The organism is Actinomyces sp. Z16 (assembly GCF_003111765.1).
Classification (GTDB): Bacteria; Actinomycetota; Actinomycetes; order Actinomycetales; family Actinomycetaceae; genus Actinomyces; species Actinomyces glycerinitolerans.
Window position 1 is genome coordinate 1,973,208 of sequence record NZ_CP027862.1, and the last position, 21,604, is coordinate 1,994,811.

Consider the following 21,604-nt stretch of genomic DNA (forward strand, 5'->3'; position numbering starts at 1 on the left):
CCCTAGTTCACGGTTGGTGGGCACGGGTAATCACAGTCTCGGGAAGAACTGGCTGAGTTCGAAGTCGGTCACCTGCGCGTCGTAGGCCAGGTACTCGCGGCGCTTGTTGCGGCGGAAGAACTCGAAAGCGTCCTCCCCCAGCGTGTCGGCGACCAGGTCGGATTCGGCCATGGCGGCCACGGCGCTCTTCAGCGAGGTGGGCAGCGCACCGATGCCCAACGACTTGCGCTCCAACTCGGACAGGGCCCAAACGGTGTCCTCCGCCTCGGCGGGGAGCTCATACCCCTCCTCGATCCCCTTCATGCCCGCGGCGAGAATCACGGCGAAGGCCAGGTAGGGGTTCGCGGAGGAGTCGATGCCCCGGAACTCGACGCGGGCGGACTGAGCCTTGCCGGGCTTGTGCATGGGGACACGCACCAGGGCGGAGCGGTTGTTGTGGCCCCAGCACACGTAGCTGGGGGCCTCGTCGCCGCCCCACAGGCGCTTGTAAGAGTTCACGTGCTGGTTGGTCACCGCACAGATCTCGGTGGCGTGGTGCAGCAGACCGGCGACGAACGCACGCCCGGTGGCGGATAGCTGGTACTGCCCGGACGGGTCGTGGAAGGCGTTGTGGTCGCCCTCGTACAGGGAAAAGTGCGTGTGCATACCGCTTCCGGGCTGGCCGACAAAGGGCTTAGGCATGAACGTGGCCTCGCACCCCTCCTGCAGGGCGACCTCCTGGACCACGGCGCGGAAGGTCATGATGTTGTCGGCCATAGACAGCGCGTCGGCGAAGCGCAGGTCAATCTCGTTCTGGCCGGGTCCGCCCTCGTGGTGGGAGAACTCCACCGAAATGCCCATCTGCTCGAGCATGAGGATGGCGTGGCGGCGGAACTCGTGCGCGGTGCCGCCGGGCACGTGGTCGAAGTAGCCGGCGTGGTCGGTGGGGACGATGCGACCGTCACTGTCGCGACCCACCAGATAGAACTCGATCTCGGGGTGCACGTAGCAGGTGAAGCCGGCGTCGGCGACGCGGGCCAGCTGGCGTTCGAGCACGGCGCGCGGATCGGTGCGGGCAGGCTCGCCATCCGGGGTGAGCACATCGCAGAACATGCGGGCGACGCTGTTAACCTCCTCCCGCCACGGCAGCATCTGGAAGGTGGAAGGGTCCGGGGACAGCAGCATGTCCGACTCATACACGCGGGTGAGTCCCTCAATGGCCGAGCCGTCGAAGCCGATGCCCTCCTCGAAGGCGCCCTCAACCTCGGCGGGCGCGATTGCGACCGACTTCAGCTGGCCGAGCACGTCGGTGAACCACAGGCGGATGAAGCGGATGTCGCGTTCCTCGATGGCGCGCAGTACGTATTCCTGCTGCTTGTCCATAATGCTGGCGTTGCCTCCTTGCGCGGGCGGTGTGGACCGGTGCGGTCTGCGGGTCCGGCCACCGCGGGCTTCCTCGGTCAGCCTATCGGCTGAAGGAGTCCGCCGGGTTTCACGCGGCGGTGCGGCGGGCACGGCTGGGCACGACCATTCGCGGGTTATCGGCGTGAACGTGGGTATCGGAACGAACGTGGTGCGTTAGACCAGCGTCTCACGGGGGCGAAGGATCCGGTGAGCAGTGCCGGTTCACCGCGCCGGACTTGTCTGCCGCCATCCCCCGTGCCCGGAAGCGGGACCATCTGCTATGCGACTTCGCCATCCACGGCGTCTACAACGCCACTTCGGGGTTAACAACGCCGGTTAACGGTCTACTGAAGGGCTCCGAGGTATACAGCAGAGCGTTAAGTAGCGTTGTTAACGCCGAACCGGCGTAGCAGACACCCCAGTCCACTCACACGCCCGACCCAGACTCCCGACCGGCCCGTGGACACCACGCCCTCAAACCCGAAGAGCCAGTTTGAGCGTGCAGACCTGAACCGTCACACCGACAGCAGCCTCGCCGCCGGGGCTCCGCTGCCGATCGTCGCCGTCAAGGAATCGGAATAGGAGCTCCGCCCGGCGAGTAGGCTCCGAACATGACCACTTCCGCTTCCGACCAGTCATCCGCAGACGCTGCCACGGTAGGCGCCTCCCCCGCCGCCGACCGCTCTGCCGCCGAAGTCACCACCCCGGCCGCGGCGGGGCCGCAGATCTCACAGGTCAAGAAAGTGCGCGTGCACCACCTGCTGAGCGCGAAGCAGCGGGGCGAGAAGCTGACCATGCTCACCGCCTACGACGCGGTCACCGCGCGCATCCTGGATGCTGCGGGTACCGACATGCTGCTGGTCGGCGACTCGCTGGGCAACGTCATGCTCGGCTACGACTCCACCGTGCCGGTCACCCTCGACGAGATGGTGGTGGCCACTCGCTCGGTGGCCCGCGGCACCAGCCGGGCCCTGGTGGTGGCGGATCTGCCCTTCGGCACCTATGAGGCCGGCCCCGAGCAGGCCCTGGCCAGTGCCGTACGGCTCATGCGCGTGGGCGCCAACGCCGTCAAGCTCGAGGGCGGCCGCCCCCGGGCGGCAACGGTGCGCGCACTGTCCGACGCGGGCATCCCGGTGGTCGGCCACCTCGGCTTCACTCCCCAGTCGGTGAACAAGCTCGGCGGCTTCCGCGTACAGGGCCGCGGCGAGGATGCGCAGGAGGCCCTGTTGGCAGACGCCGCGGCGCTGGCCGACGCCGGCGCGATCGGGATGGTTCTGGAGATGATGCCTGAGCCGGTGGCGGCGCGCATCACGCAGGCGGTGCCGGTGCCCACGATCGGTATCGGTGCCGGAGTCCACTGCGACGGCCAGGTGCTGGTGTGGACCGACATGGCCGGTATGGAGGAGTGGAAGCCGCGCTTCGCACGGCAGTTCGGCCAGGTCGGTCGGGCGCTGCAACAGGCCGCGCAGGATTACAACGCCGCGGTCCGTGACGCCTCATTCCCGGGGGCTGCGGAGAGCTTCGAGGCCTAGGCTCGCCCCGGCGCCAAGTGCTGCTTCCCTTCCGCGGTGATGCCGGCGCTTACACGCGGGTGTCGAAGGCCAGCTTCGCACCGAATCCGAGCAGAACGCCGCCGGTGACCCGGTCCGTCCAGCGCACCAGCGCGGCCCCGGCACCGGACTCCAGCCGGGGCGCGATCCACGACGCCCCGACGGCGAGTGCGCCCATCCACACCATGCAGCACAGCCCGTGCACGGTGGCGAGCAGCACGCCCATCAGCAGTGGTGGCACCCCGACGGCCATGAACTGCGGAATGGTGGCGAGGTAGAACACGCCCGCCTTGGGGTTGAGCAGATCGGTCGCCAGCCCGGTGAGCCAGCCCCGCCACAGCGGAGCACCGTCGGCGTCAGCGACACGTGCTCCCGTTGTAAGCGGCGCTTCCGCCGACGCGGTCTCCGCCTGTGCCGCGCCCGTTCCCAGGTCTATGGCCGTCCGCCCACGGGAGGCACGACGGAAGGAACGCAGCAGCATGCCGCCGCCCATCCAGGCCAGATACAGGGCACCGGCCAGCGACAGGAGCCGGTAAGCCGTGCGGGAGGCGGCCAGCACCGCCGTCGCCCCGGCGCCGGCGGCTGCGCCCCAGATGATCAGCCCGGTGAAGATGCCCGCGACCGTGGCCAGGCCGTAACCGCGAGAGTGATTGAGTGCGCCCCGCAGCACGACCGCGGTGTCGAGTCCGGGCACCAGCGTGAGCACAACCACGATGGCCGCGAATCCGGCGAGCGCCTGCGGCAGCGTCATGCATTGCTCCTAACACCGTTCCCAACGGCGTCGGCCGAGCCGGCCGCCAGGCCCTCCGGGTGCTCCCAGTCGATCGGTACGGGCACGACCCCAGCAAAGGCGTCGCTGAAGTCCCGAACCGGGTAGGTAACTCCCTGGTTCCCGGGGTCCTCCGCCCACGTGAGCAGGCGCGGGGCGCCGTCGACGGCGCTCGGCGTCACCTCAACGGTGGTCACCGCGCAGTTGGCCATCGGGGCCATGCCATAGATCTGCGGCCCCACCCAGCGGGCCATGATGGTCATGAGCGTCATGCCGTGGGAGACCACCAGCACGTTGTCCGCGCCGTCGTCACCCGCCGCGACGGAGCGCAGGTCGGCGAGGATGCGGGCTAGGGCGCCGTCGACGTCGGCGAGGTAGTCGCGGGCGGTAATACCGCCGGGGGCGCCGGGGTGCACGCCGGTCAGGACGGCGGGCAGGTGCTGCTCCGCAGGCAGGGCCGCGTGCATGACCGGATCGGGGCCGCCGTCGTAAACGCCGTAGTTGTATTCGCGCAGGCCGGTCAGGTTCACCGGGGTGAGGCCGGGGTGCGCCTGCAGCAGGATGCCGCCGGTCTCCTGGACGCGCCCCTGGGGGCTGAAGTAGGCGCGGTTGAAGGGAACGTCGGCCAGGTAGTCACGGCAGATCTCGGCGCCCAGGCGTCCCTCGGGCGTCAGTGGGGAGTCGGCCGCGCCCTGGGTGCGGCGCTGCTCATTCAGGACGGTACGGCCGTGCCGCACGAAGTAGATCATCGCCATGCGGTAATCGTATGGCAATGCTCCGCATACGGTGCGGCCGGTCGTCGGCACCCACCGGAGCCCAGTATTTTGGAGGCCCCGGCGGTTTGCCCACGTTTCAGTCCCCCGGCTTATCCCCGCCGGTGGCCGCCGCCCGCTGCAGCCGGTTGATCTCCTCGGAGAAGGTCCAGCGGTTGAGCAGGTGTTCGAAGCGCCGACCGTCGATGTAGACAACCGGGCTGGCATCGTCGGTCAGGCCCTCGACGTCGCTGGCATCGGCGAGGACCTTCGCCTCATCGACTCCGGAGTCGATGCGCTCCCACATGGCGTGGGCATCGATTCCAGCATCCCTGGCCGCACGTGTGATCGAGTGGGAGGTGATGCCGCCGCGCAGCCCGGCCAGGGCATCGTGGAAGGCCCAGAGGCCCGGCTCGTCGTTTCCGGAGGCGGCCTCCAGTGCTAGTGCCGCCAGCAGGCTCCCGGGACCGGACAACTTGTGCCGCAGGATCAGTAGCACCTCGCCGGAGTCGATCAGCGGCTGCAGGCCATAAAGCGCCTCCGTCAGCCGCCACCGGTCCTCGTCGTCCATGTCGGCGTAGTTGATCAGCACATGCGGCGCGTCCATGCTGCCGAACGTCAGTTCGTGTGCCGGCGCGGGCGGGCGGCACAGGCGCATCCCAGTGGGCTCCGGCAGCGGGCAGAGCCGGTCGGTCACCTGGAACACGAGGGCGGCCAGCACCAGGGCCAGCAGCGAGGCGAGCAGTACTCCGAGGCGCGCCTGGTCGCGCAGAGTCTCGTCCTCCAGCGCGATGTTGGCCACCAGCAGGGAGATGGTGAAGCCCATGCCGGACAGAGCTCCGAGTCCGGTGATGCGCGGCAGGTCCAGCCCCGGCATGCGGGAGGCGGGCACGAGCCACAGCACCAGCCCGGCCCCAAGGACGACGCCGATGAGCTTACCCGCCACGAGGCCGCCGATCACGGCCCACAGGATGCGGGAGGAGATGGCGGCACCGATGGTCTCGGCGCCGAGCGCCACTCCGGCGTTGGCCAGGGCGAATAGGGGCACCACCAGGAAGTTCACGTACGGCGGCAGGAGGAACGCCAGGCGCTGATTGAGCGGCATGGAGTAGTTCAGGGACTCGCGCAGCATCCGGGCGCTTCCTGGCGCCGGGGCCTGCCGGTAAAGGGCGGCGAACTCCCCGGCGGCGTCGACGTCCTCGCTGCGCACGTTGTACACCGGCATGAGCAGGGCGATGAGCACGCCCGCGAGCGTGGCGTGCACGCCGGAACGGTAGACCGCGTACCAGATGACGACGGCGAGCACCAGGTAGGGCGGCACGCGCCAGACCCCGCGACGCGCCATCAGCCACACCAGGAGCAGCCCGGCCGCGGCGACTGCCAGGGCGACGAAGTTCAGCGACTCGGAGTAGAAGACGGCAATGACCGCCAGGGCGCCGATGTCGTCGATGACGGCGAAGGCCAGCAGGAACAGCCGCAGCCGCGGAGCGCGCTTGGGGCCCACCAGGGCAAGCATCCCCAGCGCGAAGGCCGTGTCGGTGGAGATCACGGATCCCCACGCGTGGGCCCCGTCCGAGCCGCCCATAATGGCCAGGTAGATCAGCGCCGGCACCACCAGGCCGCCCACCGCGGCCGCCGTGGGCAGCAGCGCGCGTCCCGGCAGCCGCAGCTCGCCCAGCGTCAGCTCTCGACGCACATCCAACCCGACCATGAAGAAGAAGACCGCCATCAGGCCCTCATCCACCCACTCGTGCAGAGTCAGATCCACCGCGAACGGGCCGACCGTGATAGCCGCGGATGTCTGCCAGAACTGGTGGTAGCTGTCGCCCACATTCGCCCAGATCAGGGCGGCGACCGTTGCCACGGCGAGGGCGATCGCCGCATAGGTCTCATTGGTCTGCAACTCGAGCAGCCGCCCTCGGCGGCGCAGGTAGCTGTCGACGACGTCGCGGATGCGCCCCTGGTCACTGGCGGCACGAACGTCGGGAGTGCTCATTCAATCTCCGTTTCCGAGCGTAATCACAGGAGGTGGTTTCCTCGCGCACGGTCAGCCGCCCGGTTGCATTGTCGACCGGCGGCACCGAATGCGAGCGGCCCAGATCCCTACCCGTGGGAGCGAAGCAGAGCGATACACGGGGCGCGGGACGGGCCGGCGAACTGGTGTCATTGTATGGACCGCTGTCAATCGCGTCCCGGCGGTGGCCGTTGGGTACTCGTGCCTCGGACGGCTCCTATGCTGACGCCATGACTACACCGACGATCTCACTTGCGGACCGGGCTCCCCGCGGCACTCTCACCAAGGGCGTTCTCACCCCCGAGCGGCATGTGCCCGCCTCCATAGCCCGTCCCGAGTACATGTTCCACGACGGCCCGGAGCGCGTAACCGCGTCCGACGTCAAGGACGCCGAGACGGTTGAGCGGATCCGGGCGGCCGGGCGGATCGCGGCGCGTGCCATGGCGGAGGCCGCCAAGGCGATCGCCCCCGGGGTCACCACCGACGAGCTGGACCGGATCGCCCACGAGTACATGTGCGACCACCACGCCTACCCCTCCTGCCTGGGCTACATGGGCTTCCCCAAGTCGATCTGCACCTCCATCAACGAGGTGATCTGCCACGGCATCCCGGACTCGACCGTGCTCAAGGAGGGGGATCTGATCAATCTGGATGTCACCGCATACTTCGAAGGCGTTCATGGCGACACCAACGCGACCTACCCGGTGGGTGAGGTCGACGAGGAGACGGCACTGCTGATCGAGCGCACCCGCATGGCCATGGAGCGCGGGATCAAGACGGTCAAGCCGGGCCGGGAGGTCAATGTGATCGGCCGGGTCATTGAGAAGTACGCCACACGCTTCAACTACGGGGTGGTGCGGGACTACACCGGTCACGGGGTGGGCGAGGCCTTCCACTCGGGGCTGATCATCCCCCACTACGACTCCGCCCCCCGATTCGACGACGTCATGGAGGTGGGTATGGTCTTCACCATTGAGCCGATGCTCACCCTGGGCACCGAGGACTGGGAGCAGTGGGACGACGGCTGGACGGTGGTCACCAAGGACCGCTCGCGCACGGCCCAGTTCGAGCACACGCTGGTGGTCACGGAGGACGGCGCCGACATTCTCACACTCCCCTGAGCCGCATTTGAGGTATTGGGGTAGTGCTACCCATCCCCCGAGCTGAGACGGATGCCCAACAAACGCCGATGCACGTGTACATTCACGTCTGTGATCCGTCCGCGACCGTTGTTCGCGGCATCGCGTGACAATATGCATCCCCACTTCCCGGAGGTATTGACTCATGGCACTGCGCTTCAACCCGCCGCCGAACTGGCCGGCACCCCCCGAGGGGTTCAACCCGCCCCCGGGGTGGCAGCCCGATCCCGCCTGGGGCCCGGCCCCCGAGGGCTGGCAGCTATGGGTGGATGACTCTGCCCCCGGAGCCTCCGCCGGCTCGGCCCCGCAGGCCGGCTCCGCGCCGGTCGCAGACCCGACCGGCCAGTCGGCATCGGCTCCTTCCGGTGATTACGCCGCCGGTGCGAGTCCGTACGCGGCCAACATGGACTACGCCCAGTCCCCCACGCCATATCACAACCAGCAGGCGACCCCGGGCACGTCCCCGCAGGCCGCCGGCTGGCAACCAATCGATGTCGGTCAGGGCGGCACCCCCGGCGGTCAGAAGCCGGTGACGAAGCAGTGGTGGTTCTGGACCATCATCGCCGTTGTCGTCCTGGCGCTGGTGATCGGCCTCATCGTGGCGCTGACCGGCGGTGACGACGAGCCCGTCGCGCGCCCGACCTCCACGGCGTCCTCCCGCACCAGTGACGACTCGCGCAACACCACCTCGGACGACACCGACGACGGTGACGACACGCCCAGTGACGACCCGACCAGTGACGACACCACGAACGACGACAAGGACGACTCCAACTCCTCTTCCTCCTCTTCGGACGTCGGCACCACCATGGACGACCCGGCCGATCCGGAGAAGGACGTGCTCGTCTTCGAGGCCGACGACTACGAGGACGATCCGGACGCCAGCTTCGACGTCCAGTTCGGCTCGGTCGAGTGGGATGCCACCTCCGATGTCGAGACCGAGGCCGGCAAGTACCGTTACGAGGACCCGGGCAGCGGCAACGTCTACATGCGGGTGCCGGTGACGATCACGTACCACGGCAAGGGCAAGATGGACGCGTATGACCTGACGGTCGACTACGTCAAGGACGGCAACACCACCGAGGCGACCTACCTGTACATCGACAGCGAGTTCCGCCAGCAGGACATGCCGCGCGACGGCGGCACCGCCACGGGCTACTTCATGTTCATCCTCAGTGAGGATGACGCCAACGCCCAGCAGGGCGTATTCGCGGTCAACGGCTACTGGGGCACCGACGAGCTGTACATGGAGGCCAAGTCCTTCTAAAGACCAGTTGATGGGCTCCGTGCCCACCGCTGCACCTCGACGGCGGCCCCGCTGGATAGCGGGGCCGCCGTCGGCGTATACGGGGAGCGAGAACTGCGAACACACCGCCGTTGGCGCGCGGAAACACCTGCGCGAATAGAGCGCGGACGAGCCGACCTGTACGCCGGGTTCTGTTGCCGCCGGCCGTTACCGGCCTGGCGGTGGCGACCATCCATCTTGGACCACCGTTGCCGATGGCCTCACGCGACCTACCCGCAGGCTCGGGCGAGCAACCCTTTCCGCCTTGCGGCGGTCACCTGCTGCGCGGTCTTGCTCCGGGCGGGGTTTACCTAGCCGTGGCGGTCACCCGTCACGCTGGTGGGCTCTTGCCCCACCGTTTCACCCTTACCGGCATCTGCCGGCGGTTTGCTTTCTGTGGCACTGTCCCGCGGGTCACCCCGGGTGGCGGTTAGCCACCGCCCTGCTCTGTGGAGCCCGGACGTTCCTCGACCCGCCGGTTCCCCGACGGTACCGCGGCCGCCCGGTCGGCTCGTCCGCAGCGGCGATTCTAAACGACCGGCACACCCATGGGGTAGCGCACCGGCGCACCTGGCGCTCAGTCCTCCATGCGGACCACGATCACGTCGTTCTCCTCGGCGTGAATGACCCGGTCCTGCGGTGCGGCGGCGATCCGGGCGTACTCCTGCGGGCTGATCTCAACCCCGCCGCCTTCGACGCGGCGACCGTGCAGGGCCACCGCCCCCAAGCCGCCGGTGGACTTGCGCACCGCCTCATACTCGGCCAGCAGTGCGTCCCCAATCGCCGCGGCGAGGTCGTTCCGCTTGCCGCGGGCGTCCGCGATCTCGGCGTCGAGGCGGGCGAAGTCGGCGTCGCGGGCGGCCGTCAGCTCGCGTCCGCCGGCGCGGATCTCCTTCTCCTCCGCAGCGGCGGCGTCCACCTCGGTGCGCGCCGCCTCCAACTGCTCCATGGCAGCGATCTGGGCCTCCTCCAACACCGCCTGGCGGCGCCCAAGCTGGTCGATCTCCGACTGAATGGCGGTGAGTTCACGTGCCGGCGCCGCACCGGAGGACAGGCGCTCGCGCAGCACCTGCGCACGGTGCACCACTTGGTCCACTTCCTCCTCGCGCGTCTTGGCGTTGGCCTGCGCCTCATCCAGGGCCGCCGCGGCTACAACCGCGCGCCGACGGTTGAGCTTCAACCGCTGCACCGTGGCCTCGATGCGTTCCAGCACGGGCAGGTGCTTGCGCTCGTGGGTGAGACGGGCGAGCTGCGAGTCGAGCCTCTGCAGGTCGATGAGCAGGCGCTGCTGGCTGAGGGGGGCGCTGGTCACGGCTTGATCCTTCGCTGGTCAGTCGGGATGAGTATCGAATTCTTCAGGGCCGCATCCGCCGCCGGTTCAGCGACCGGTGCTCAGACGCAGTGCCCACGGGTCGGTGACGATCTGCGACACGTACGTGGAGAGTCTATGCCCGCGCGCCTGCGCCGCCGCCTCGAGCCGGGCGGCCAGCGGCGGCAGCCCGACCCACTCGGTGGCCCAGTGCGTGCCGCACAACAGGTAGGGGCGACCGGCCTCGAGATGCTCGCTGGCCGGATGGTGACGCAGGTCGGCGGTCAGGAACACGTCGACGCCGGCGGCGCGGGCCGTCCCCAGCAGTGAATCTCCGGCGCCGCCGGAGACGGCGACCGTCTCGACGACGGCGTCCAGTTCACCGCCCACGAGCAGCCCGGGAGCGGAGTCCGGCAGGGCAGCGGCAACGGCGGCGGCGAGGTCCCGCAGCCGGGTGGGCGCCGGGAGCGCGCCCACGCGCCCGATCCCCTGGGTCGGGTCCTCGGGATTGGGCTGCAGGGGGCGCGTGTCCAGCAGGCCAACCCGGTCGGCGAGTGCCGCGGCCACGCCCCCATGGGCGGCGTCCAGCGTGGTGTGGGCGTTCGCCAGCGCGATCCCGGCGCGCACCAGGCGGTGCACTACCTTGCCCTTCGGATCGGTCGCGGAGACGTGATCGGTACCGCGCAGGTACAGGGGGTGATGCGTGATGATCATGTCCGCGCCCCGCGCCATAGCCTCGTCGACGACGACGCCGACCGGGTCTACCGCCAGCAGGATGTTGCGTACCGGCTCGTCCGGGTCGCCGCAGATCAACTGATTGGAGTCCCACGACTCCGCCAGCTGCGGCGGGGCGGCCGCGCGCAGCAGGGCCTCCACCTCCCCGACGGTCAGAGGCCGGGTGGTCGTGTCCGCCGCGGCGGCGTCGCAAGGATCGGTCATGGGGCCAGGTTAGCGGTCAGTGCCCCTGGCGGGGATCGAACCCGCATGCCCTCAGGCAGCGACTTTTAAGGTCGCCGTGTCTACCGTTCCACCACAGGGGCCAGCATCTGCAATCCGGTACCCCCTCTGGGATTCGAACCCAGGACCATGTGCTTATCAGGCACGGACGAGGTATAAGCTCGCTGCTCTAACCACTGAGCTAAGGGGGCGCGAGAAGGCGTCCCGGCGCGGGGGCGACTTCGGCGTCGGTCGTGCGGCCGACGTGCCCACATTAGCAGGGGAAACGGGTGGTGCATTTCCCATCCCGGTCCCCGTGTGTCATCTACTAGGAGGGGCTACCCTCACACCGCCGTTTGTCATGTTTCGCGCGCCCAACCGGCGCACACGTCCCGGAAAGAGAACCATGAAGCCCGCGCAGCGCGCCACTTCCGCACCGCCATTCCACGCCATGAGTATCGGTGCCCGCGCTCGCGAGATCGAGGCACGCGGCGAATCGGTGGCAAAACTCAGCCTGGGCGAGCCCAGCTTCGGCGCCCCGCCGGCGGTACGCCAGGCGCTCAGCGTCGTAGCCGGGCAGGACCTGCCGTATACGCCCGCCGAGGGTCTGCTCGCGCTGCGCCAGGCGATCGCGGACTTCTACCGGGAACGCCACGGCGTGGACGTGGACCCGGAACGCATTCTGATCACCTCCGGCGCCTCCTCCGCCCTGCTACTCGCCACCGCCTTGACCGCTGAACCGGGCGACGACGTCGTGATCGCCGACCCCTGCTATCCGTGCAACCGCGAACTGGTCGACTCCTTCGGCGGGCGCATCGTGCTGGCCCCCACCTTCCCGGAGACCCGCTACCAGTTGAGCCTGGAGTCCATGGAGACCACCTGGACGCCGTACACCAATGCCGTCCAGATGGCCACGCCGTCGAACCCCACAGGCACGTCCATCCCCCATGACGAGTTGGGGCGGCTGTGCGAGGCGGCACGCGCGCGGGGGGCCTGGCGGATCGTGGACGAGATCTACCTCGGCCTGGCGGACCCGGACGCACAGGGGCGCCCGGCCCGCACCGTGCTGGCGACAGACCCGGATGCGATCGTGATATCCAGCTTCTCGAAGTACTTCGGGATGACCGGCTGGCGGTTGGGCTGGCTGGTGGTGCCGGAGGAGCTGGTCGCTCCGGCCCGCAACCTTGCGGTCAACTACTTCCTGTGCGCCCCCACGCCGGCTCAACTCGCGGCCCTGGAGGCCTTCACCCCCGATTCGCTCGCCCTGTGCGAGCAGCACCGAGTCGAGCTGGTTCAGCGACGCGGGATGACGCTCGATCGGCTGCGCGCGCTGGGGATGGAGGTGCCGGTGGAGCCCGACGGCGCCTTCTACATCTACTTCGACGTCTCCCACACGGGCCTGTCCTCCTGGGACTTCTGCATGCGGGCGCTGGACGAGGCGCATGTAGCGCTGACGCCGGGACGCGACTTCGGGGTGCGCACCGCGGAGACGCACGTGCGTCTGTCCTACGCAGCCGCGCGTGAGGAGATTACCGAGGGGCTGGATCGCCTGGGTGACTTCCTGGCCCGTTTGGGCTGAACACGCGCCAGCAGGCGGCGCACCCCGGCCAGGCCGTTGGCGGAGTTGCGCGCCCAACCGGGCACCCACACCGACAGTCCCAGGTCCACCAGGCCCAGTGCCACCACGGCGGGCTTGTGCAGCAGGTACTCCCCCGCCCGGTAATCGCGCGCCCGAGCCAGGCGGGCCGCCAGGTCGGGGCGCTGCCGACGCAGGAACAGGCGGGCCTTGAGCGCATGCACGGGCTCGGAGACGATGATGATGCGGTCGGCGTCCTCGATCATCGGAATCACGGCGGCGATGTTCTCCCAGGTGGAACGGCTGGTGGTCTCCAGCTCCAGCGGACCGGCATAACCGAAGCGGTCGGTGGCGTAGCGGGCCATGAGTTCGGCCTCCGGCACCGGTCCGGCCACCGCCCCACCGGAGAAGATCAGCCGGGAGTCGGGCAGCCGACGACTGCGCAGCCCGGCCCGCACGCGCTGACGGTTGTCCCTGCCGGCGATCGGGCCGGGGTCTGCGTGGCCGAGCACCACCACCGCCTCTCCCCTGGGCACGGCCACGGCGTCGTCGACCTCACCGAGCAGGCAGTAAGAGGCGGCCCAGGAGACGACCTCCGCGGCCGCCAGCGCCCCGACGACGACGCCCACCGCCCGCAAGGAGCGCTTGGACTGGGGTAAGCGGGACACGGAAAACGGAAACTCCTGCAGAGCCTTAAGCAGTGGACCCGGCCGGGCTCGAACCGACGACCTACGCGGTGTAAACGCGTTGCTCTACCAGCTGAGCTACAGGTCCATTTGCGCCGCCGGCGCGCTTGCCGGTGGCGTGGGCACATACTCTACGCCAGCTGCGGCGCTCTCAGTGCCGCCGGCTCGAGACGCGGATGCCACTCCAATACTCGCCCATGGAGGCGGCCGAGGTGGCGTGCATGCCGGCGGTGCGGGCCGCCTCCTCGATTTCGGTGGCGTCGACCGCGCCGGTGGTGCGCGCCTTGGGGGTGAGCACCCAAACCAGGCCGTCGCCGTCGAGGTTGGTTTGGGCGTCGACCAGCAGGTCGGTCAGGTCGTCGATGTCGCCGTCGTCATCGCGCCACCAGATGATGGCGGAGTCGGCGACGTCCTCAAAGTCCTCGTCTACCAGTTCGGTACCGGTCTGCGCCTGGGCGGCCTGACGCAGGGTCTCGTCGACGTCGTCGTCGTATCCGAACTCCTGGATGATGAGACCGGGGGCGAAGCCGAAGGCTCCGGCCGCTGTACTCGTCACTGTTGTCCTCTCCATTCCGTGCCTGGGCTGGATGGCCCGCTTCTCGGCCGCCGCTGTGACGCGCCGAAATGACTACGGGGGATAGCCCATCGCACCGGACCCGCTCGGCGCAAGCGAACACGCCCGAACGGCTCGACTACCTTGCGCCTGCTGTCGCTCTTCTATGAATCCCCACGTATTATGAGGTGTTCGACATCACGCCTTGTCTGGGACCTTGTTCCCGATTTGGGGTGTGCTGCGGGACGCGGACCGCATAGATTAGCCCCGCTGGTCGCGGATACGAAGAAGGAGAATCTCCGTGAGCCCCACCAACGAAAACCCGCCCTTGATCGACGGTCTGCTGCACAAGGTCGCGGACAATGACCCGCAGGAGACCGCCGAGTGGCGAGACTCGCTAGATGCCCTCATCGAAGAGCGGGGCGGCCCCCGGGCCCGCTTCATCCTGCTGAATCTGCTGGCGGAGGCGCGCCGCAAGAACGTGCGCGTGCCCGCCCAGACCACCACCCCGTACATCAACACCATCGACGTCATCGACGAGCCCTACTACCCGGGCGACGAGGACGTCGAGCGCACCTACCGCCGCTGGCTGCGCTGGAATGCCGCCGTCATGGTCACCCGTGCGCAGCGTCCCGGCATCGGTGTCGGCGGGCACATCTCCTCCTACGCCTCCACCGCCACCCTGTACGAGGTCGGCTTCAACCACTTCTTCCGCGGCAAGAACCACCCCGGGGGCGGCGACCACGTGTTCTTCCAGGGGCACGCCTCCCCCGGCAACTACGCCCGCGCGTTCCTGGAGGGCCGCCTGAGCGAGGCGGACCTGGACGGCTTCCGCCAGGAGGTCTCCCGCCCGGCGGGCGGCCGGGGCCTGCCCTCCTACCCGCACCCGCGGCGCATGGAGGACTTCTGGGAGTACCCGACCGTATCCATGGGCCTGGGGCCGGCGGAGGCCATCTACCAGGCCTGGTTCGACCGCTACCTGCAGGGTGCCGGCATCAAGGACACCTCCTCCCAGCACACCTGGGCGTTCCTGGGCGACGGGGAAATGGACGAGCCCGAATCGCGCGGCATGCTGCAGCTGGCCGCCTCCCAGCAGCTGGACAACCTCACCTTCGTGGTCAACTGCAACCTCCAGCGCCTGGACGGCCCGGTGCGCGGAAACGGCAAGATCATTCAGGAGCTGGAGGCCTGCTTCAAGGGCGCCGGCTGGAACGTCATCAAGGTGATCTGGGGCCGCGGCTGGGACCGGCTGCTCGCGGCCGACAAGGACCATGCCCTGGAGCACCTGATGATGGAGACGCTCGACGGCGACTATCAGACCTTCAAGGCCAACGACGGCGCCTACGTGCGCGCGCACTTCTTCGGCCGCGACCCGCGCACCGCCGCGCTGGTGGAGAACTGGACCGATGAGGAGATCTGGGCGCTGCAGCGGGGCGGCAACGACTACCACAAGATGTACGCCGCCTATAAGGCCGCCACCGAGCACAAGGGGCAGCCCACGGTCATCCTGGCCCACACCGTCAAGGGCTACCTGCTGGGTTCCCACTTCGCCGGCCGCAATGCCACCCACCAGATGAAGAAGTTGAGCCTGGAGGACCTCAAGGGGCTGCGCGACCGCCTGCACATTCCCATCACCGACGCCCAGCTCGAGGCCGACCCGAAGCGGCCGCCCTACTACCGGCCCGAGCCCGACGACCCCGCGCTGGCCTACATGCTCGACCGCCGGCGCAAGCTGGGCGGCTTCCTGCCCGAGCGCCGCGATCCGGGCACGCAGCTGCCGCTGCCGGACGAGGCCTCCTACGACATCCTCAAGGGCGGCTCCGGCAAGCAGCAGGTCGCCAGCACCATGGCCTTCGTGCGGCTGTTGAAGGAACTGATCAAGGACGAGCACATCGGGCGGCGCATCGTGCCGATCGTCCCGGACGAGTCGCGCACCTTCGGCCTGGAGTCGCTGTTCCCCACCCGCAAGATCTTCAACACGCAGGGACAGCACTACACGCCGGTGGACGCGGAAATGATGCTGTCCTACCGGGAGTCAACCTCCGGGCAGATCATGCACACCGGCATCAATGAGGCCGGCTCCGCGGCCCTGTTCCAGGTGATCGGCACCAGTTACGCCACCCACGGCGAGCCGATGATCCCCGTGTACATCTTCTACTCGATGTTCGGTTTCCAGCGCACCGCCGACCAGTTCTGGGCGGCCGGAGACCAGCTGACCCGCGGCTTCATCATCGGGGCGACCGCCGGCCGCACCACGCTGACCGGTGAGGGCACCCAGCACATGGACGGGCACTCCCCGCTGCTCGCCGCCACCAACGAGGCGGTGGTCTCCTACGACCCGGCCTACGCCTACGAGATCCGCCACATTGTGCGCGACGCGCTGCAGCGCTGGTACGGGCCGGAGACCGGCCGCAACCGGGACGTCATGTACTACCTGACGGTTTACAACGAGCCGATCGTGCAGCCCGCCGAACCGGACGGCGTCGACGTCGAGGGAATCCTGCGCGGCATCTACCGGCTGGACGATGCGCCCGACGGCGACGGGCCCGAGGTGCAGTTGCTCGCCTCCGGGGTGGCGGTGCCGTGGGTCCGTGAGGCCCGCCGCCTGCTGGCCGAGGACTGGGGCGTACGCGCCTGCGTGTGGTCGGTGACCAGCTGGAACGAGCTGCGGCGCGAGGCCCTGGAGGCCGACCAGCACAACTTCCTGCACCCGGACCAGCCGGCGCGCACCCCGTACGTGACCGCCAAGCTGGCGGACGCCTCCGGGCCGTTCATCGCCACCAGCGACTTCGACCACCTGGTGCCCGACCAGATCCGCGCCTGGGTACCCGGCGACTTCCACACCCTCGGCGCGGACGGCTTCGGTTTCTCCGACACGCGCGCGGCCGCGCGCCGCCACTATCTGATCGACGCCGAGTCCGTCGTCGTCAAGGCGCTGCAGGCGTTGGCCGAGCAGGGACAGGTGGATCGGTCCGCGGTCGCCCAGGCGATCGCCCGCTACCGGCTCGAGGACGCCTCCGCGGGTCGCTCCGGCGCTCAGGGCGGGGAGGCCTGAGCCGCTGACCGTGGGTCGTGCGGCGGCGTCGGCGAGCCGAGACTCGCCGACGCCGCCGCAGCTCCTTCAGTCAGTCTTCAGCCACGGCACGCACGTCGGGGTCGGTGCCGGAGTAGTAGTGCGCGTCCCGGTAGCGGGGGCGCATCAGGTTCTCCGGGCTGAGCAGCTCGTCGAGCGTGGCCTCGTCAAGCAGGCCCATCTCCAGCACGACCTCGCGCACGTTGCGTCCGGAACGGGCACATTCGCGCCCCACCAGGTCGCCATTGTGGTGGCCGATCACCTCGTTCAAATAGGTGACGATGCCGATGGAGTTCATGACGTTGCGGCGGCAGACCTCCGCGTTGGCCTGAATTCCCACCACGCACAGGTCCTTGAGCGTCACCAGCGCGTGGCGCAGCAGGCGGATGGACTCGAAGCAGGCCTGGGCGATCACCGGCTCCATCACGTTGAGCTGCAGCTGCCCGGCCTCCGCGGCCATCGTCACCGTCAGGTCGTTGCCGATCACCTTGAAGCAGACCTGGTTGACCACCTCGGGGATGACCGGGTTGACCTTGGCGGGCATGATCGAGGAGCCGGCCTGCCGCTCCGGCAGTCGGATCTCGGCCAGCCCCGCCCGCGGCCCGGAGGACAGCAGCCGCAGGTCGTTGCAGATCTTGGACAGCTTCACGGCCAGCCGCTTGATGGCGGCGTGCATGGACACGTAGGCGCCGGTGTCGCCGGTGGCCTCCAGCAGGTTGTGGGCGCCGGTGACCCGCAGCCCGGTGACTTCCGCCAGGTGGCGTACCACCGCCTCCCGGTAGCCGGGCGGGGTGTTCAGTCCGGTGCCGATCGCGGTGGCCCCCAGGTTGACCTCCAGCAGCAGCGCCGAGTTGTTCATCAGCCGCGGGATCTCCTCGTCCAGCAGCTCGGCGAAGGCGCGGAACTCCGAACCCAGGCTCATGGGGACGGCGTCCTGCAGCTGGGTGCGCCCCATCTTGAGCACGTCGGCGAACTCCTTGCCCTTGGCCAGCAGGGCGTCGATCAAGTCGCACAGGTCCATCTCCAGGGCGTTGACGGCCCGGTACATGCCCAGCCGGAAGCCGGTCGGGTAGGCGTCGTTGGTGGACTGGGACTTGTTGACGTGGTCGTTGGGGTTGACGATGTCGTAGCGGCCCTTGGCATAGCCCAGGTGCTCCAGGGCGAGGTTGGCGATGACCTCGTTGGTGTTCATGTTGACGCTGGTGCCGGCGCCGCCCTGGAAGACGTCGATCGGGAACTGGTCCAGGCAGCGGCCCGCCTTCAGCACCTGCTCGCAGGCCCACACGATCGCGTCGGCGATGTCCTCGGCGACGGTGCCCAGTTCCTTGTTGGTCAGGGCGGAGGCCTGCTTGACCTCCACCATTCCGCGCACGAACTCCTCCTGGTCCCCCACGGTCTCCTTGGAGATGCGGAAGTTCTCGGTGGCGCGCAGGGTGTGAATCCCCCAGTAGGCGTCCAGGGGCACCTGCCGGGTGCCCAGCAGGTCCTCCTCGGTACGGGTGGCTGTGGTGGCTGGGGTCATGATTCCTCCGTCCGCGCCGCGGGGCGCTCACCGCCGTCGGCCGGGGTGCCCCGCGGGGAGTCGACGGCGCCTGCCCCGCACCCTGCCGACCTTACCGGCCCGCGCGCCTGCGGGTGCCGCGCAGCGCCGTCCGCCGGCATTCCGTCCCCGGCGGCAAGGGCCGCTAGCATCGGCGCATGGACCAGCTCAGCGCCCCGGCCGTCACGGCCCTGCGGGAGGCGCAGAACACGCTCATCGAGCATTCCCTGGACCGCATCAGCGCGGCCCTCCCCTGGTATCACACGCTGTCGTCCGCCTCGCGCGACCAGATTCAGAAGGTGGCACGGGTGGGCGTGACCATGTTCGTGGACTCGGTGGGTGAGCGGGGCGCGGAGGTGGATCCCTCAGGCATCTTCAACGTCGCCCCGGTTGCGCTGACCGGCGCCGTAACCCTGGAGCAGACCCTGGATCTGGTGCGCACCGTCGTCGACGTCGTCGAGGAGGAGGCCCCCAATGTCGTCCCGGCCGCCGGGCATGACGCCGTCCGGGTGCGGGTACTCACCTTCGGCCGCGACGTCGGCTTCGCCGCGGCGAAGGTGTACGCCCGCGTGGCCGAGGCCCGCGGCGCCTGGGACGCCCGCCTGGAGTCGGTGGCGGTCGACGCGATGCTGCACGACTCCGCCGACGACGCCGCCACCCGCGCCGGCGCCGCCGGCTGGCGCGGCACCGGGCCCGTCGTCGCCATCGTGGCGCGCACGGTGCTGGATGCCCTGGCCACTTCCCGGCTGCGGCACGAGTGCCGCCAGTGGGCGCAGGACTGCCTGGTCTCGGTGCACAGCGACTCGGTGATCGTGGTACTCGGCGGCGATTCCGCCGATGAGACGGCCGATGCCGCGGCGCAACGGACACGGCTGGTCGCCGCCGCCGACCGCATCGCCGTGGAACTGGACGGGGCTGTGGTGATCGGGCCGGTGGTCGACGGCGTCGCCCAGGCCGGCCGGTCCCTGCGCTCGGCACTGGCGGGGCTGCGTGCGCTGCCCGGCTGGGCCGAGGCCCCCAACCCGGTGCGCGCCGACGACCTGCTGCCCGAACGCCTACTCGACGGCGACCCGCTGGCGGTCGAACAGATTCGGGCACTGGTAACCGAACCGCTGCGGGAGATGGGCGAGCTCTACGAGGAGACCGTCGCCACCTACCTGGCACTGGGCCGGAGCCTGGAGATGACGGCGCGTACTCTGTTCGTCCACGCCAACACCGTCCGCTACCGGCTGGGGCGCGTCAGCAAGCAGACCGGTTGGGACGCGACCGACGCCCGCGACGGCCTGGTGCTGCACCTGGCGGTGATCGTCGGCCGGCTCGCCGCCGGCAACTCGCACTAGCCGCCCGGACCGGCCCCGACACCACCCGATCCTTCACAACCAAGCCCATCAGCACGAAAGAACCAAGGAGAACGCCATGGCCGACACCCCCACCGATATCCTCGCCGCCGTTACCGAAATCGTCGCGGAAGAGGCCGATGTGGACACCACACTGGTCTCGCCGGAGACCCGTTTCGCCGACGACCTCGACATCGACTCCCTGGGGCTGCTGACCATCGCCACCCAGGTGGAGGAGCGCTTCGGCGTCACACTCGACGACGCGCTCATTCCGACCGTGAAAACCGTTGGCGCACTCGTGGACCTCGTGGGCGCTCAGAAGCGCTGAAGACCCCGACCGTCTCGACGCCGCCGAGCAGCCCGTGTCGCCCGCATCCGCCCTCGATCCACGCGCCGTCGTCGTAACCGGGCTGGGAAGCACCAACCCGCTGGCCGGAGACGCGCCCGGCACGTGGCGGGCGCTGCACGCCGGCCACTCGGCGGTGCGCCCACTGGATGCCGGATGGGCGGGAGACCTGCCCGTGCGGATCGCCGCGCCGCTCGCCGTCGACCCCGCCACGCAGTTGTCCAACCGGCAGCGGCGTCGGCTGGACCGGTCGAGCCAATGCGCGATGGTGGCCGCCCACGAGGCATGGTCGGCCGCCGGTGCCCCGGAGGCGGATCCCGAGCGGCTGGCGGTGTCCGTGTCGCCCGGCATCGGGCCGGTGCTGTCCGTCATGGGCGCCTGGGACGCCCTGCGCGAGCAGGGGCCGCGGCGGGTGCCGCCGACGGCGATACCGGCGCTCATGCCCAATGCGCCGGCCGCCGCGGTGGGGATGGAGCTGGGGGCGCGGGCCGGCGTGCACGCGCCGGTGTCGGCGTGCGCGTCTGGGGCGGAGGCGATCGCCTACGGGGCCGACCTGATCGCCCTGGGTCGCGCCGACGTCGTCGTCGCCGGGGGCACGGACGCCGCCCTGCACCCGATGGTGATGGCGGCCTTCGCCGCCATGCGCGCCCTGTCCACCCGCAATGACGCCCCGGCCGGCGCCTCGCGCCCATTCGCTCCGGATCGGGACGGCTTCGTGCTGGGTGAGGGGGCCGGCGTGCTGGTGCTGGAGGCGGCCGAGCATGCGGCCGCGCGGGGCGCGCGTGCACTGGCGGTCCTGGCCGCGAGCGCGGTCACGGCCGACGCCTACGACGCCGTGCGCCCGGAGCCAGGCGGTGCCCAGCAGGAGCGGGCGCTGCGCCTGGCCTTGCAGCGCGCCGGGCTGGAGGCCGCACAGGTCGGGCACGTCAACGCCCACGCCACCTCCACGCCCGCGGGCGACGCGGTGGAGGCGGCGGTGCTGGCGCGGACCGTGCCCGGGGCGGGCGTGTCGGCGACCAAGTCCGTCACCGGGCATCTGCTCGGCGGGGCGGGCGGCCTGGAGGCGGTGCTGACGGTGATGGCGCTGTACGAGCGTCGACTGCCGCCGACGCTGCTTCCCGGCGGTATCGACCCGGCCATCACGGGACTCGGCCTGGACGTGGTGGGACCGGAGGGACGGGATGCCCCCGGGCTGGAAGCGGCCGTGAGCACGTCCTTCGGCTTCGGAGGCCACAACGTGGCGCTCGCCTTCACCCGCCTTCCCTAGCTTCCAAAGTCACCAAGACCGGTGGACCCGCCCCCAAGACCGGTAGCCAAAACCACCGAAGTCGGTTGATCTTACGTACCGAGGCCGGT

At 69.6% G+C, this 21,604-nt stretch carries 18 protein-coding genes, 3 tRNA genes and 1 other RNA gene; 9 read left to right on the top strand and 13 right to left on the bottom strand.

Annotated features, from left to right (window positions below):
• Window positions 1-30: 30 nt before the first annotated feature.
• Complete coding sequence (locus C3B71_RS08135; RefSeq protein ID WP_108967299.1) at window positions 31-1,362, bottom strand: glutamine synthetase family protein; 1,332 nt, start codon at window positions 1,360-1,362, stop codon at window positions 31-33.
• 480 nt (window positions 1,363-1,842) lie between these two features.
• On the opposite strand from C3B71_RS08135, the gene C3B71_RS16695 reads away from it, so the two are divergent.
• Both C3B71_RS16695 and panB read left to right on the top strand, forming a co-directional pair.
• A complete protein-coding gene (locus C3B71_RS16695) occupies window positions 1,843-1,965 on the top strand; it encodes a hypothetical protein (protein WP_258522238.1) in 123 nt (40 codons plus the stop codon).
• Window positions 1,966-2,126: 161 nt separating this feature from the next.
• Entirely contained in the window at window positions 2,127-2,915 is a 789-nt protein-coding gene (gene panB, locus C3B71_RS08140) for a 3-methyl-2-oxobutanoate hydroxymethyltransferase (RefSeq protein WP_073332128.1), read from the top strand.
• A 49-nt stretch (window positions 2,916-2,964) separates the two neighbouring features.
• Here panB and C3B71_RS08145 read toward each other — a convergent pair whose 3' ends face one another.
• The 3 genes from C3B71_RS08145 to nhaA form a co-directional block, all read right to left on the bottom strand.
• Complete coding sequence (locus C3B71_RS08145; RefSeq protein ID WP_108967303.1) at window positions 2,965-3,684, bottom strand: LysE family translocator; 720 nt, start codon at window positions 3,682-3,684, stop codon at window positions 2,965-2,967.
• Window positions 3,681-4,457, bottom strand: coding sequence for a histidine phosphatase family protein (locus C3B71_RS08150; RefSeq protein ID WP_073331783.1), 777 nt, complete (start codon window positions 4,455-4,457; stop codon window positions 3,681-3,683). Before C3B71_RS08150 ends, C3B71_RS08145 begins: the two co-directional genes overlap by 4 nt.
• Before the next feature lie 97 nt (window positions 4,458-4,554).
• Window positions 4,555-6,450, bottom strand: a complete 1,896-nt coding sequence (gene nhaA / locus C3B71_RS08155) for a Na+/H+ antiporter NhaA (RefSeq protein WP_108967305.1) — start codon at window positions 6,448-6,450, stop codon at window positions 4,555-4,557.
• A gap of 248 nt (window positions 6,451-6,698) precedes the next feature.
• Here nhaA and map point away from each other — a divergent pair, with 248 nt between their 5' ends.
• Both map and C3B71_RS08165 read left to right on the top strand, forming a co-directional pair.
• Window positions 6,699-7,589 carry a type I methionyl aminopeptidase gene (map, locus tag C3B71_RS08160; protein WP_073331778.1) on the top strand — a complete coding sequence of 297 codons (891 nt, stop codon included), beginning with the start codon at window positions 6,699-6,701 and terminating at the stop codon, window positions 7,587-7,589.
• 163 nt (window positions 7,590-7,752) lie between these two features.
• A complete protein-coding gene (locus tag C3B71_RS08165; RefSeq protein WP_108967307.1) occupies window positions 7,753-8,874 on the top strand; it encodes a hypothetical protein in 1,122 nt (373 codons plus the stop codon).
• 143 nt (window positions 8,875-9,017) lie between these two features.
• On the opposite strand, the gene rnpB is transcribed toward C3B71_RS08165, so the two are convergent.
• The 5 genes from rnpB to C3B71_RS08190 all read right to left on the bottom strand — a co-directional run bounded on the left by rnpB (window position 9,018) and on the right by C3B71_RS08190 (window position 11,349).
• Window positions 9,018-9,406, bottom strand: an RNA gene (gene rnpB, locus C3B71_RS08170) — RNase P RNA component class A.
• Between the two features lie 63 nt (window positions 9,407-9,469).
• Window positions 9,470-10,204, bottom strand: coding sequence for a zinc ribbon domain-containing protein (locus tag C3B71_RS08175; protein WP_073331772.1), 735 nt, complete (start codon window positions 10,202-10,204; stop codon window positions 9,470-9,472).
• 66 nt (window positions 10,205-10,270) lie between these two features.
• Window positions 10,271-11,140, bottom strand: coding sequence for a Nif3-like dinuclear metal center hexameric protein (locus C3B71_RS08180; protein ID WP_073331770.1), 870 nt, complete (start codon window positions 11,138-11,140; stop codon window positions 10,271-10,273).
• Window positions 11,141-11,160: 20 nt separating this feature from the next.
• A tRNA-Leu gene (locus tag C3B71_RS08185) sits at window positions 11,161-11,241 on the bottom strand.
• 17 nt (window positions 11,242-11,258) lie between these two features.
• A tRNA-Ile gene (locus tag C3B71_RS08190) sits at window positions 11,259-11,349 on the bottom strand.
• A gap of 194 nt (window positions 11,350-11,543) precedes the next feature.
• Here C3B71_RS08190 and C3B71_RS08195 point away from each other — a divergent pair.
• On the top strand, window positions 11,544-12,716 hold the full coding sequence (locus C3B71_RS08195) for an aminotransferase class I/II-fold pyridoxal phosphate-dependent enzyme (RefSeq protein ID WP_073331767.1): 1,173 nt from the start codon (window positions 11,544-11,546) through the stop codon (window positions 12,714-12,716).
• Here the strand turns inward: C3B71_RS08195 and C3B71_RS08200 are convergent.
• From C3B71_RS08200 to C3B71_RS08210, 3 genes are all read right to left on the bottom strand, one after another.
• Window positions 12,644-13,381 (bottom strand): YdcF family protein, encoded by a 738-nt coding sequence (locus C3B71_RS08200; RefSeq protein ID WP_234415851.1) that lies wholly within the window; start codon window positions 13,379-13,381, stop codon window positions 12,644-12,646. The genes C3B71_RS08195 and C3B71_RS08200 overlap by 73 nt on opposite strands.
• 33 nt (window positions 13,382-13,414) lie before the next feature.
• Window positions 13,415-13,487: transfer RNA gene (locus C3B71_RS08205), tRNA-Val, on the bottom strand.
• Between the two features lie 63 nt (window positions 13,488-13,550).
• A complete protein-coding gene (locus C3B71_RS08210) occupies window positions 13,551-13,955 on the bottom strand; it encodes a DUF3052 domain-containing protein (RefSeq protein WP_108967309.1) in 405 nt (134 codons plus the stop codon).
• A 298-nt stretch (window positions 13,956-14,253) separates the two neighbouring features.
• Between C3B71_RS08210 and aceE the strand changes: the two genes are divergently transcribed.
• The gene (aceE, locus tag C3B71_RS08215; protein WP_108967311.1) at window positions 14,254-17,007 is read left to right on the top strand and encodes a pyruvate dehydrogenase (acetyl-transferring), homodimeric type; all 2,754 of its coding nucleotides are present in this window, start codon (window positions 14,254-14,256) and stop codon (window positions 17,005-17,007) included.
• A 70-nt stretch (window positions 17,008-17,077) separates the two neighbouring features.
• Here the strand turns inward: aceE and aspA are convergent, their stop codons facing one another.
• Window positions 17,078-18,547 (bottom strand): aspartate ammonia-lyase, encoded by a 1,470-nt coding sequence (gene aspA, locus C3B71_RS08220; RefSeq protein ID WP_073331754.1) that lies wholly within the window; start codon window positions 18,545-18,547, stop codon window positions 17,078-17,080.
• Window positions 18,548-18,723: 176 nt separating this feature from the next.
• On the opposite strand from aspA, the gene C3B71_RS08225 reads away from it, so the two are divergent.
• The 3 genes from C3B71_RS08225 (at window position 18,724) to C3B71_RS08235 (ending at window position 21,515) form a co-directional block, all read left to right on the top strand.
• The gene (locus C3B71_RS08225) at window positions 18,724-19,905 is read left to right on the top strand and encodes a PucR family transcriptional regulator (RefSeq protein ID WP_108967313.1); all 1,182 of its coding nucleotides are present in this window, start codon (window positions 18,724-18,726) and stop codon (window positions 19,903-19,905) included.
• 76 nt (window positions 19,906-19,981) lie between these two features.
• Window positions 19,982-20,230: an acyl carrier protein gene (locus C3B71_RS08230; protein ID WP_108967315.1), complete on the top strand. Its 249-nt coding sequence runs from the start codon at window positions 19,982-19,984 to the stop codon at window positions 20,228-20,230.
• A gap of 34 nt (window positions 20,231-20,264) precedes the next feature.
• Window positions 20,265-21,515: a beta-ketoacyl-[acyl-carrier-protein] synthase family protein gene (locus C3B71_RS08235; protein ID WP_108967317.1), complete on the top strand. Its 1,251-nt coding sequence runs from the start codon at window positions 20,265-20,267 to the stop codon at window positions 21,513-21,515.
• The last annotated feature ends 89 nt before the right edge of the window (window positions 21,516-21,604 follow it).